Annotated in this window: 8 protein-coding genes and 1 pseudogene; 2 read left to right on the forward strand and 7 right to left on the reverse strand. The window is 31.8% G+C overall.

Going from position 1 to position 13,573, the window contains the following annotated elements:
• Positions 1 to 85: 85 nt before the first annotated feature.
• From KTC92_RS09000 to KTC92_RS09015, 4 genes are all read right to left on the reverse strand, one after another.
• The gene (locus KTC92_RS09000; protein WP_220286449.1) at positions 86 to 1,918 is read right to left on the reverse strand and encodes an ABC transporter ATP-binding protein; all 1,833 of its coding nucleotides are present in this window, start codon (positions 1,916 to 1,918) and stop codon (positions 86 to 88) included.
• 15 nt (positions 1,919 to 1,933) lie between these two features.
• Positions 1,934 to 3,736 (reverse strand): ABC transporter ATP-binding protein, encoded by a 1,803-nt coding sequence (locus tag KTC92_RS09005; protein WP_220286450.1) that lies wholly within the window; start codon positions 3,734 to 3,736, stop codon positions 1,934 to 1,936.
• A gap of 46 nt (positions 3,737 to 3,782) precedes the next feature.
• Entirely contained in the window at positions 3,783 to 4,595 is an 813-nt protein-coding gene (locus KTC92_RS09010) for an SWIM zinc finger family protein (RefSeq protein ID WP_220286451.1), read from the reverse strand.
• 70 nt (positions 4,596 to 4,665) lie between these two features.
• Positions 4,666 to 7,695 (reverse strand): DEAD/DEAH box helicase, encoded by a 3,030-nt coding sequence (locus KTC92_RS09015; RefSeq protein ID WP_220286452.1) that lies wholly within the window; start codon positions 7,693 to 7,695, stop codon positions 4,666 to 4,668.
• Between the two features lie 237 nt (positions 7,696 to 7,932).
• On the opposite strand from KTC92_RS09015, the pseudogene KTC92_RS09020 reads away from it, so the two are divergent.
• A pseudogene (locus KTC92_RS09020) lies at positions 7,933 to 8,034 on the forward strand (chemotaxis protein CheV); the annotation flags it as partial.
• A gap of 167 nt (positions 8,035 to 8,201) precedes the next feature.
• Here the strand turns inward: KTC92_RS09020 and KTC92_RS09025 are convergent.
• The gene (locus KTC92_RS09025; protein ID WP_220286453.1) at positions 8,202 to 9,353 is read right to left on the reverse strand and encodes an alanine dehydrogenase; all 1,152 of its coding nucleotides are present in this window, start codon (positions 9,351 to 9,353) and stop codon (positions 8,202 to 8,204) included.
• 350 nt (positions 9,354 to 9,703) lie between these two features.
• Between KTC92_RS09025 and KTC92_RS09030 the strand changes: the two genes are divergently transcribed.
• Positions 9,704 to 10,474 carry a hypothetical protein gene (locus KTC92_RS09030; protein ID WP_220286454.1) on the forward strand — a complete coding sequence of 257 codons (771 nt, stop codon included), beginning with the start codon at positions 9,704 to 9,706 and terminating at the stop codon, positions 10,472 to 10,474.
• 46 nt (positions 10,475 to 10,520) lie between these two features.
• On the opposite strand, the gene iadA is transcribed toward KTC92_RS09030, so the two are convergent.
• Together iadA and yfcC are read right to left on the reverse strand one after the other, a co-directional pair.
• A complete protein-coding gene (gene iadA / locus KTC92_RS09035; protein ID WP_216302709.1) occupies positions 10,521 to 11,696 on the reverse strand; it encodes a beta-aspartyl-peptidase in 1,176 nt (391 codons plus the stop codon).
• Positions 11,697 to 11,723: 27 nt separating this feature from the next.
• Positions 11,724 to 13,394, reverse strand: coding sequence for a putative basic amino acid antiporter YfcC (gene yfcC, locus KTC92_RS09040; RefSeq protein ID WP_258280750.1), 1,671 nt, complete (start codon positions 13,392 to 13,394; stop codon positions 11,724 to 11,726).
• Between the last annotated feature and the right edge of the window lie 179 nt (positions 13,395 to 13,573).

Consider the following 13,573-nt stretch of genomic DNA (forward strand, 5'->3'; position numbering starts at 1 on the left):
ACGGTTAATAACTTCTAGTAAAGTTATTAACCGTCCCTTGTATTTATAATTTATTATATCAGAATTTTCTATGCGGTGCTTTCTCTTAAGAAAGCACCGTTTTGCTTTCCATTTCCTTATCTTCTAAGAGCTGATTTGTATATAGTTTATAGTAATAACCTTTTCTTTTTAGTAGTTCTCTGTGATTTCCTGACTCCGTAATCTTTCCATTCCTTATAACAAGAATTCTATCTGCAGATACTATGGTAGAAAGTCTATGGGCAACCACAAAACTAGTTCTACCATTTAAAACTTTTTCTATGGCATTTTGTATCATTCTTTCTGTTTCCGTATCTATAGATGATGTAGCTTCATCAAGAACAAATAGTGCTGGATCTGCTACAATGGCTCTAGCAAAGGAAATAAGTTGTTTCTCTCCTGTGGATAGATTCCCTCCCCCTTCACCAACCTGCGTATCATAGCCTTTTTCTAGTTTACTTATAAACCCATGAGCATTTACAAGCTTTGATGCATTTTCAATTTCATCGAAGGTTGCATTAAGCTTTCCATATATAATGTTATCTCTAATATTTCCACTAAATAAATGTGGGCTTTGAAGTACATAGCCTAGATTAGATTGAAGCCACAATAGTGATCTTTCTCTATAATCTTTTCCATCAATTAATATTTCTCCACTACTTGGTTCATAAAATCTACAAAGTAGGTTTACTAAGGTGCTTTTACCAGAACCTGTTTCTCCAACTAACGCTATAGTTTCACCTTTTTTCACTTTTAGGTTAAAGTTTTGAAACACCTTTTCTCCATTTTTATAGGAAAAGCACACATCTTTAAATTCAATATCTCCATGTATTTCTTCCCAGTTTTCTTGTTTTGCATTAAATAAATCTCCGTATTTTTCAATTACATCATTTTTATCCCATATATCTGGCTCAGTTTCTATTAAAGCTATAATTCTCTCTGCAGATGCTTGAGCATTCTGAAGTTCTGCAATGGTTCCAGCTAGCTGACTTACAGGGTCGAAGAACTGCACAGTATAAGCAATAAACATTACAAAAGTACCATAAGATAGCGATTGTGATATAACCCTATCCCCTCCTAGCCATAAAGCAAAACCTGCTCCTACGCTACCCATAGATATAACAATTGGAAGAAAGAGAGCAGAGAACATAGCTGCCTTAACTGAAGAATTTCTCATATTGCCTGCATCTTGTTTAAATTCGTTTAAGTTTTCTTCTTCACGAACAAGAGTTTTAGTAGTTTTAGCTCCAGATACCTCTTCACTAAAATCCGCAGTTAAATGTGAATTTAATTTTCTAACCTTTCTATATGATTTTAATATTTTTTTTTGAAAAAATATCCCTATTAAAAATAAGAATGGCACCACACTCATGCTTATAAGAGTTAGCTTTACGTTATTATAAAGCATTACTCCTATAAACCCAGTCATCATAACTATTGCCCACACCATATCAATTAATCCCCAGGATATTATTTCACTAAGCCTTGTTACATCTGAGGTCATCCTTGCCATAAGCCATCCCACTGATGAGTTATCATAATATGAAACAGATAGCTGTTGAAGCCTTTTAAACCCAAGCTTTCTTATATGATAAGCCAAGTGCGTTTCAATTTTACCTGCATGCATTATAAATAATCTTACATTTAACGCTTGAAAAACAATTATGCAAAAGTAAACCAATGCAAATATTGTAAGCCCGTCTATAGTTTTCTTTGCTATAAAATTATCAATAGCATACCTTGTAAGTAGTGGCATTACTACATCTACGCCTGCCACACCTACCATTAGGAAAGCCAAAAATATAAGTCCATTTTTGAATTCTGTAAGATATTTAAAGAGCTTTCTCCATATACCTATATCTATTTTTTTAATAGCTTTATTTTCATCTATCCTATCCATAATATCACCTGCCTTTTACTCATTAAGCACCTGCTTTTCATCCTTTATGGAATCTAACGATGTCTGTATATCCCATATTCTTTTATAGATACCATCCTTTTTAATGAGTATGTCATGGGTTCCTATGTCCTCAATCTTTCCATGATTTATTACAATAATTTTATCCGCAGCCATAACTGTAGAAATTCTGTGTGAGATTATGAAGGTAGTATTACTTTCACTTTTCTTTTTAAGTTTTTGCCTTATAACTCTATCAGTTTCAGTATCCACCGCACTTAGTGAATCATCAAATATCAATATAGGCATATTGTTTATAAGTGTCCTTGCTATGGCGACCCTTTGCCTTTGTCCTCCTGACAAGGTAACACCCTTTTCTCCTACAATAGTGTCATACCCCTTTTCAAAAGAAGATATAACATTATGCACATCAGCTACTGTAGCCGCATCATGAATTTCTATATCTTCAGAGTCTATCTTTGCCATTTTGATATTTTCCTTTATAGTTCTTGAATAGAGAAAAGGCTCCTGAAGCACTATTCCAACATTACTTCTCATATGCTTTCTTTCAATATCCTTAAGCTCTACTCCATCAACCTTTATAGACCCACTGTTATAGTCATAAAGTCTTAATAATAGATGCACTAGCGATGACTTACCTGAACCTGTTGGTCCAACAATAGCCACTGTTTCGCCTTTCTTTACTGTGAAAGTTATATCGCTTAAAATTTTATTATCTTTCTCGTATTCAAAGTTTACATTTTCAAAGCTTATATTACCTTTAATTTGTGGCTTAAGTGCTTTTCCATATTCTTGTTCTACTTGCGCTTCAAGAACATTCGTTATTCGCTTAAGCGAAACTGACATTTTGCCCATATCTGAAAGAATTCTACCCAGCTGCCTTACTGGCCATAATAACATTCCTTCATATGTGTTAAATACCACCAAACTGCCCAAACTTATTTCTCCATTAACTGCAAAATATATGCCCGATACTAAAACCAAACCAATTTGAGTCATACAAAGTATATCTGATGTAGACCAATAAATTGAATGTAGCTTTACTAATTTGAAATTTAAATCTCTATATTTCATATTCTCTTTTTCATATTTTTCAATCTCAAACTTTTGCCTTCCAAAAGCTTTAACCACGCGTGCTCCACTTAGATTTTCTTGAAGCACTGAGGTTAGTACCCCCTCTTGTGCATCTGAGTGCTCAAAAGTATCCTTTATTTTATAAAAGAACACATATGAAAATACAAATATAATTGGTACTATTACCATGGCAATAATCGTCATTTTTTTATTAAGTGATAACATCATTAAAATTGCGAATGTTACTATAAAAAACGCTCTTCCTATTTCCACCATTTGCGTCGCAAAGAATTTTCTAACGGTATCTACATCTGACGTACATCTTTGAATAAGATCACCTGTTTCTGCTTTTACATGATATCCATATGGCAAATTCTGAATATGATCATACAGCTTAACTCTCATATTTCTTGCAATATTTTCAGCAGCGCGAGCAGAAAGATTCCCTCTTAGGAATAAGAAAACCCCTCTTATACATGTTAATATTACAAGCCCCAAAGCACATATCCATAGATTTCTCGAAAGCATACCTGTGCCACCTAATAGCATAACCAATTTTTGCATAGGTAATGGAACGTCCATTGGTTTATTTCCTATTATTGAATCTATTGTTACTTTTATAACCATAGGCTCCAGCATTGCTATGAAAGTAGCTACTGCTATAGAAATTATTGCTGTAATATATAATAATCTATTTCCTTTAGTTAACTTTAAAAGTTTTTTCATATAATTTGTCTCCTTGTAGCTGGGCCTATTTGATACTGGTTATTAATCACTTTTCATGTATATACTTTCTAGTCTCCTCTTCAGCGCTAGTATACGCTGTCCCCATTTTGCACCTAAACTCATCTGTGCTTGTGCAAAAGTCTGGAATACCCAATGTTTTTATAACTCCATGCTTAACTTCGGGTGTTATATAAGAAAATGTCATGTTTAATACATCATCATCTATTTTATTAAAATTTTCAAATTCTCTTTTTAAATCTTCAATAGTTTTTCTTGACCTACGGTGTATTTTTGCTTTTCGTTTAACCTTTTCACCTTCATTTCCACTTCTTAAAGTTCTCAAAGCTTGTAAAAATTCATCTTTATCCATGCCTCTCAGTTTTAAAATTACAAAGGGATCCTTATCAAACTCAACCCCAAGCATATAATGAACTGCAGCGATATGTTTGCATGGGTTTGCAACGTCTGAGCAGGAACACTGAGTTACTAAATGTATTTGTTTTTTGGGAAAAAGAGAAACTCCGGCTTCTTTAAAAGCTTCCTCTATATTTTCAGGCATTTCTCCATTTAAAAGTTTAGCGCAAAAAATAGCTTTTTGAGACATAATCTTCATGATTTTTCCCCACTGCTGCTCCGAAAAACTATCAAGCTCCATATTCACTTTATAAGGTGTTAATCTGCTTCCCTGAACTTCTGCCTCAATTTTCCCCTTTGAAACCTCTATGCTCAGTACATTTCCACCTCTTGCATATTCTCGTCCACTGTCAACTCTAGAACTTATAGTAAAGCTCGAAATTGCGTTATTCCATTTTTTAGACCACCAATTGCTACCAAATTCATTTCTTATTCTTCCAGCCACAGGTTTCCACCTCCTTGCCAATGTCTATGTTTAGGTAACAATTATTAATTATCACCTTCGATGTTATCTATCAATTGTAATCTTTGTTGTCCTGCTCTAATGTAAAGAGTTCGTGAAGCTCCTCATTGCTCATCTCTGATATCCAGTTTTCATTTGTTGAAACTACACTTTCAGCAAGTGCCTGCTTCTTTTCTAGCATAACATCAATTTTTTCCTCTAAGGTTCCCATACATATGAATTTATGAACATGGACATTCTTAAGTTGCCCTATTCTAAATGCCCTATCCGTTGCTTGATTTTCTACAGCAGGATTCCACCATCTATCAAAATGAAATACCTGATTGGCTTTTGTTAGGTTTAACCCAAGTCCACCAGCCTTTAAAGATAATATAAATACCATAGGCTCATTACCATCTTCTTGAAAAACATTAATTAGCTCTTCTCTTTTCTTTCTGCTGGTTCCTCCATGTAAAAATAGTGTTCTTACCCCTAGTTTTTTCTCAATTTCTGATTTTAAAATATGTCCCATTTCCGCAAACTGCGTAAATACAAGCGACCTATCCCCTTCTTCTATAACAACTTCCAGCATTTCTAGAAGCCTTTCAAGTTTTCCAGAGCGTCCTTCAATGTCGCCATCGTCCTTTAAAAATTGCACAGGGTGATTACAAATTTGCTTGAACTTTGTTAATGAAGAAATAATAAGTCCCCTACGCTGAATACCTTCTGATTCATCAATTTTATTTATGCAATCATTTACCACAGCTTGATATAAAGTAGCCTGTTCCTTTGTTAAAGCTGTATATTCCTTAGTCTCTATTTTTTCTGGCAAATCTTTGATAATATTTGTGTCAGTTTTAAGTCTTCGTAGCACAAATGGAGCAATTATTTTTTTTAGTTTATTACTTTTTTTAGAATCTCCATCCCGCTCTATAGGAACTGCAAATTCACTCCTAAATGTTGACCAATTATATAGATATCCTTTATTTAAAAAGTCCATAATAGACCACAAATCTGAAAGTCTATTTTCAACCGGCGTTCCTGTTAATGCAACTTTATATTCCGCTTTAAGTTTTTTTATATATTGAGTTTGTTTGGACGCGCTATTCTTAATATTTTGAGCTTCATCCAATATAATCCCTGCCCATTCTTCTTTTTGGAATAACTCCTTATCCCTTACCATTAGCGCATAAGTTGTAATAACAACCTCATTTTTATGTATTTCCTCGCTAAAAGTTTCATAACTCCACCTACTATTTCCGTGATGAATTGCTGATTTAAGATTAGGTGCAAACTTTTCAATTTCTTTTTCCCAATTTCCCACAACAGACGTAGGACATATTATTAAAGTAGGTTTATCCGTTAACCCCTTTTCTCTCTCATAAAGCATAAGACATATACTTTGTACAGTTTTTCCAAGCCCCATATCATCAGCAAGGCATGCCCCTATACCATGATTTCGCAAAAAAGTTAACCAGTAAAACCCTCTTTTCTGGTATTCACGAAGGGTACCTCTAAATCCTAATGGAATATCAACTTCTTCTATATTATTCAAATTAAACAATTTCTCAAAAAAATGCCCCACAGCTTCTTGATTATCTATATTATCAACAGTAACTCCTGGAATTATCTCCTCATCACTTAAGTTGAGTCTTAATAATTCTCCGACAGGAATCTTCCCATTTAACCCTTTATTCATTTTCATCTTGGAAAGTGTTTTAATTTGATGTATATCAACCTGTACCCACTGACCCCTTAATTGAATAAATGGTATTTTCAAATTTGAAATTTTTTCAAATTCCTTCTCACTTATCTCTTCTCCATTTAATGCCAATTTCCAGTCGTATTCAAGAATAGTATCCATATTGAATGTACTCTTTACTGCTAAATTAGTATTTGTAATGTGCTTTTTATCCTTTAGCTTAACAGAGATCCTTGAAGGTTTTTTCCACCAGGCTGGTGCAATAATACCAAATCCTTTTTCTTTCAAGAAATAAGCTGATTCTCTTAAAAATGAATAGGCTTCCTCCATAGATAGCTTGCACTCTATGGGTACTGCATCATAAAGACTCCTTTCAATAGGAATAAATACTTTTGAGGCAACTGCTAAATCCTCTAGAAGCCTTTCTTGGGGATTATTAAATTTTTTATTTAAATAGGTTATTGTATCCACAGATTCTTCAAAAATCATTTTTGCTGGTAGCACAAGGCTAAGATCATCCTTTGCTTGAAGCAAATATTCAATTGTCCACTCCTCTTCTCTTGTAGGTGGAATAACTTTGAAACATGTACGGAATTTAAAATTATTATTTTTAATTTTTATAGGTTCTATCCATTTCTTATACTCATTTAGCATTTTAACCTGATCACTTGTGTCTATCGGTATCTCAGGCAATTCTGAAAAAAGAGAATGCATCCAAGTACTACTTAAATTATTAAAATCATACTCTAAGTAATCATTATCTTTGTTTATTTCGTTACAACTACTTCTTACCATACTGTCAATCATAGAATCCATAAAATTACTTACCAGTTTATTACTATTTGTGTATATGAATTGCTGATCATCTAAATGAAAATATGCCTTACACTCTGTAGGCATATTACTACATAAAACCTTCTTTTTATCAATATACTCAGGATCGCTTGTGTGCCATCTCCACTGAGAATTCACTTTTTTCTTTGCTCTATCGATGGTTAAAGAGGGTAAATACTTATGCTTTATAATTAGCTCAGCAGTAAACTTTGCCACTGTAATCCAAAACTTTATTTCCCCTGATAACTCTATCTGCTTCGTACAGTCTCTTTCTATATTCAAAATCAAATTAAATGAATCTAAATTACTAAAAGTAATACCCCTAATTTCTCTTTTTAGAAGTTCCTTTTTTATTGCATCATATTTATATTTCCCATGTTTTATATCTATTGCTGAATTATTTGTTTTGCTACGCAATTCTACAACTGAAGCCATTTTTTCATATAGTGGAAGTGCATTTTTAGGCTTTCTACCTCGTCTTGTGCACTTAGTTTCTCCACTCTCGCCCCACAATATAAATGTATGCATACCTTCTGTAGTTTCTATCCATCCGCCATTTAATATCAATTTTACTTCACCCTCTAAATAATGCTGTTAACATTTTACTATATACTATATAGTTTACCATATTTTACTGGAAAATTTCACTTTTATATTCTATTTTACTATTTTTAAATTTAACTTGTTACTTAAAGCTTTATTTTAACATTTAAAAGTAAAGTTATGGACATTTTGCTTGAAATATAAATATAAATATTTATTTTAAAATGCTATGTTTATACCTATTTGAAAGTGAGGAAAAATATGAATAATAATATACTATTAGAATCTGGAACTGGTGAACTTGAAATACTAGAATTCATCATAAATAATAAACACTATGCAATTAATTCACTAGTTATAGAAATATTATTTTAGACAATAAAATAATATTATTACTGGTTTTAAAAAAAATAGTTACTAATATTAGCCCTTATTATACTATAATTATAACCGATATTAAAATAACTCAGATGGATATTTATCCTATATACTTGTAAAAGCTGTGAAAGTCAAGTTCACAGCTTTTACGATTATATTACTACATCTACTATTTCATCTCCATAATCATTCAAACTTTCTTCAAAACATTCAATAGTTCCTCTGTATATTGATCTATTAAAATAGTCATTATTATATAAATCAAAATTATCAACAGAATATCCTATAAGATTTTGTACAATATATACAAGTTGTTTACCATATAAATCCATACAACCCTTTGGGTTAACTCCCGGCCAAGCATTACAGCTTACTACTGTTCTTCGATTAAGTGATTTCAAACACTTTGGTATAGTACTATACTCGTCATCAGCAGGGTAAATAACAATTTTATCTAGTGTTCCATGTGGTACACCTTCTATTGCCTTTACTTGAATAGGAAAAACATCTGATAAATAAGGATCTGATGTTAAATCTAAAATTATAGAATGCTCCTTTAAATATCCTAATAATTCATTACTGACAATATACTCTGTTGCATCATCCCTAGTAGTTGCATCTACTAAAATATCCGTATTTTTTAGAATTTCAATCATATGATTTTTATCATCAGTTATATTTCTAGGTAGCATCTTAACAAGTACACCTTTAGTTTTTTCCTTAAGTATATCTTCATTTGCTTTGTTATTCCCATATTTACCTGCCAGTCTTGCTGCGGTTAAACCAACCCGTCCCATTCCCATTATACTCACAATTATAGGTTTTCTTTCTTCAATGCAAGTATTTTTATAGTTTTTTGCCAGTTCAGTAAATGCTGCATTAATTCCATTTCCTGAAGTTCCCTCATAATCTACAACAATTCTTTCTGAAAAATCATTTCTAATAGAATCCATAGAAACAGCAAATATGCCTTTTTCTTTAAGCTTTTCTACTCTGGTAGCTCTAGTTGGATAATGGAGCATACTTAATAAAATACTTCCTTCTTTCATATAATCAATTTGCTCAAACTCTGGAGATCTTAAAACTACAACTATATCTTTTTCATAAGATTCTTTATTAGATACAAATTGTATTGTGCTATTCTTATTTAAATAATCTTCCTTTGTATAACCTAAAGCCGAACCATATCCTTCTTCAAGAAATATTTTCACTTTTTCCTTTTGAAGTATATCAAAAAATGTTGGCAAAAAATCTCTTTTCTCATTTATTTCTTTATGCATTCTTGGAAAACCTATAGTTTTCAATATTATCATCCTCCTTGTCTTTCTCTTCTTTTGTTTAATTCATTTTTTTGAAAAATTGCAGAACCAAAATAGTTGTTATTTTAAAATAAAATAACACCTTTATCCTTCTTAGTTTTATTTTTTTGTTTTTGAAAAATAGATGTACTAATAATTGAATTATATTTTGAAAGGCTTTAAAATTTCAAAGTATTAATTTTAAAATTGTATTATGAATCAGTGTGAGACTGAGTGTTACTAACTTTTTGACAAGTAACAATCTGCATTGTATAATTAAGTTGTTACTTACTGTAATTTGATTATACAATGCAAATTGCAAGTTTGCAATGTTTATTAGGAGGTTGTGTTAATTTATGAAGTATTTTTTAGATAAGTATATTAAATATCCAAATTTCGATTTTGTTTTAACTATAGATTGTGAAGGATACAATTTCGATAAAAATTTAAAAAGCAATGTAATGAATTTAGAGAGGCTTTTAAAATTAAATTCCGAGAACAATATATATACACTTTTATTCATAACTCCGTTTTTTGCCGAAATGATGAATGAGCTAAATCTAATAGAAAAGATAAAAAATAATTATAAAGTTATATTTGGCCTTCATATTCATCCAAATAATTTGCCAGAACATATAGAAAAGCTTTGTCCATTTATAAAAAGCGATGAAGATTTAATATCCTACTACCCTTATGATCAGCAAAAGATTATAATAAAGCATTGTTACGAATATATTTCAAAAATAGGAATTGAGCCTATTGAGGCTTTTCGTGGAGGATATTTTTCAATAGATGATAATACATCAAAAATATTATCAGAGTTAACTAATATAAAATATGAATCTCACAATATTTATAGACCTCAGTATAAAGTAACAAAAAATATATTAACTTCTTTACCTGTCTACGCACAAAATGAGAATGAAGAGTTAAGACTCGAATACTTTAACATTGAAAAACTTTCAGAAATATTAAAAAAAGGAATCAAGGAAAATAAAACACTGTTTGGAGTAACTCATAGTTACTTATTAGATCCAAATGATTTTCATTATAAGCGTGATAACATAGAACCAAATATTCATGAAAGAATGAAGATTTTAATAGATATTATAAATAAACAAAAATAAACAAGCTATTAGTTGTAAAATATATATTTTACAACTAATAGCTTGTTTATTTTTCAAACATTCCCTTAACCAAAACCTTATTTTCATGAATCATTGTTATACCCTTTGCTACTACAGTATTGATATTTAAATCATCTTCATTAACTACAACAATATCTGCATCAAAGCCAACCTTTAAGTATCCTTTTGTTTTCAGTTTTAAGTGTTCTGCAGGATTTGATGTTATTACACTAATTGCATTTTCTATACTAACATTTTCATTAATTATAGCATCTCTTACCTCTTTATATAGCGAATCACATCCCCCAATCTTAAGACCAATACATTCGCCTTTATCATCGAAGTCTGGAAGGCTTCCTTGTCCATCTGAAGTAAATGTTATATTCTTAATATTAACACATCCCTCAAGCATAATTCTAAGACCAGTGCTGCATTTCAGTTCTCCTTCTTCTAGAAATTTTTTTGTAGTACTTGTCGTTAAATCAACATACCCACCATTTTTTGCATATTCTAAACCTTTTTTAAATAAGGATGGATTCCTATTTATATGTGTTGGAATAATTTGAGTTAGCGGTATATCCGTTTCTTCAGCTAACCTATCCAGATAGTTAAGTTCATCCTTACCATCACCCATATGAACATTTATGATTCCTGCTTTTCCAGATAACATCCCAGCTACTCTTGCATCTCCTACTAATTGTGAGAACTGTTCAAATGTTGGATTGCTTGATCGATGGTCTGACAGGGCTACTTCTCCAACACCTATAATTTTATCAATTAAAATAATATCTTCTTGCACATTTCCAGTTATAGATTTAATCGGTATCTTATACGATCCTGTATATATGAATGTTGATACTCCTTCTTCTTCAAGGGCTCTTGCCTTTGCAAGTAAAGACTTCACATCTCTTGATATACCATCAGTCCCTAAACACCCAATTACTGTAGTTACCCCTGCAGTTGTTAAATCAGATAAATTTATTTCTGGAGTTCGGGTTTTAAATCCACCCTCTCCTCCTCCTCCTAAAATATGGACATGCGAATCAATAAATCCTGGGAATAATAATTTTCCATATGCTTCTATGACTTTAATTTCTAACCCACTATTTTCTATATTAATACTATCCTCTATAAGCTCTATTTTATCACCACATATTAAAACATCTTTCTTTCCCATATACTGTGGCGAGTATACTTTTCCTCCCTTAATTAACGTTAACATGCTAATTCTCCTTTCATTATAAGTATTTTAGTAACCTATTGCTACAGCCGTAAACATTACAATTGAAGATGTAACAAATAATACACCTTGAAATTTCATTTGGAATTTTGCCCATTTACCCCAGTCTAATTTTGCAACACCTAATACAGCCATTAGACATCCTGAAGTTGGAACAATTAGGTTTGAAAATCCATCACCTAATTGGAACGCCAATACTGCAACTTGTTTGCTTACACCTACCATATCTGCAAGTGGTGCCATGAGTGGCATTGTTATAGCCGCTTGACCTGATCCAGAAACAACAAAGAAGTTAAATATCGCTTGGAATATATACATAAACCATGCATTTAATCCTGAAGAAAGCCCACTAAGTGTAATAGCCATACCATTAAGCATAGTATTTAGAACAGAGTTAGTTACAGGAGACGAATCTCCAAGTACTAAAATAATACCCTGTGCCATACCTACTACTAATGCAGCTCCAACTAAGTCTTTTGCTCCTTCTTTGAATGAAATTGAAATATCGTTTACACTCATATTGTTAAGCTTAAATATTACAGCAATAATACCTGAAACAAGTCCCATGGTAAAAAATACTGTTGCAATTTCCGGAATATAGTACCCGTATTTAGTAACCCCATATACAACCCATACCATTCCGAGTACTATGGTAACAAGCACTAACTTATGTCCAAATGTAAAATCAATATCCTTAAGCTCCTTTTTTTTGAAATCCGTTCTATAAAAGCCGTCTGATTCATATGCAACTGATAATAATGGATTCTTTCTTATCTTTTTAGCATAAAACCAAATATATGCGATGCCTAATGTAGTGAAGAATACCCATAAAACTATCCTAAATCCTGCACCAGATAAAATAGGTATACCTGCGATACCTTGTGCAATGGCCACATTAAATGGATTCATCCATGATGTAGCAAACCCTATTTGAGTTGCACCATAAGTAATCATAATACCAACTATTGCATCATATCCCATGGCTATTACTAATGGAATAATAATCATAGCAAATGGAATTGCTTCCTCCGACATACCAAATACAGCACCTCCCAATGAAAACAATAAGAAGATTAATGGTATAAGTATAACCTCTTTCCCTTTGGTTTTACTTATCATTGAAAGAATACCTTCCTCAACAGCGCCAGTTTTTAATATAATTCCAAATGAACCACCGACTACTAAAATAAATGCTATAACACCTACTGCACTTCCCCACTTGTCTCCTTTTACAAGACCCTCAAATATATAATTAAGGAAGCCCATCTCTCCACCACTTGCAAATAGTTTAACTCCTTTTTTTTCTCCCGTCGAAAAAAATTTACCAAATTCCTGTACTATCTTAAAAGATACCTTATCATCTTTTTTTACTTCTAAAGCCTTAGCCTTGCCCTTATTTATTTCACCTACTGGTTCGTCTTTGCCTTCTTCAATTAATAAAGTTTTTTCACCTGAAGAGTCAATAATATAATTTTGGTTATGTACCTGAAAAGAAGCTTTTTGCCCATCTGCAACTTCAACAATTTTTTTGCCATTAGCATCATAAGCTTTATAATTAATCTCAAATCTGCCTACAGGCATGATATAAGTTAATAGTGCCGCTAATAAGACAACAAAGAATACGATTACATAAGTGTCCGGCATTTTAAAATCACAGTTTTTCTTTTTATTTTGCACCATTATGATTCCCCCTTTAATTCATATGTTTTATATAGTAGCAATTTATATGCCAATTTATATTTTTGTTAAATTGAGTTAATTGCATATATACGTTAGTCATAGCCTCAATTATTTTTATAAACTAAAAATGAATGGTGACCACATAGCATCCAATTATGCTTAATGGTCACCATTCATTA

Origin of the sequence: Clostridium sp. CM027 (genome assembly GCF_024730565.1) — a bacterium.
In the GTDB taxonomy this organism is placed as follows: domain Bacteria; phylum Bacillota; class Clostridia; order Clostridiales; family Clostridiaceae; genus Clostridium_AD; species Clostridium_AD estertheticum_B.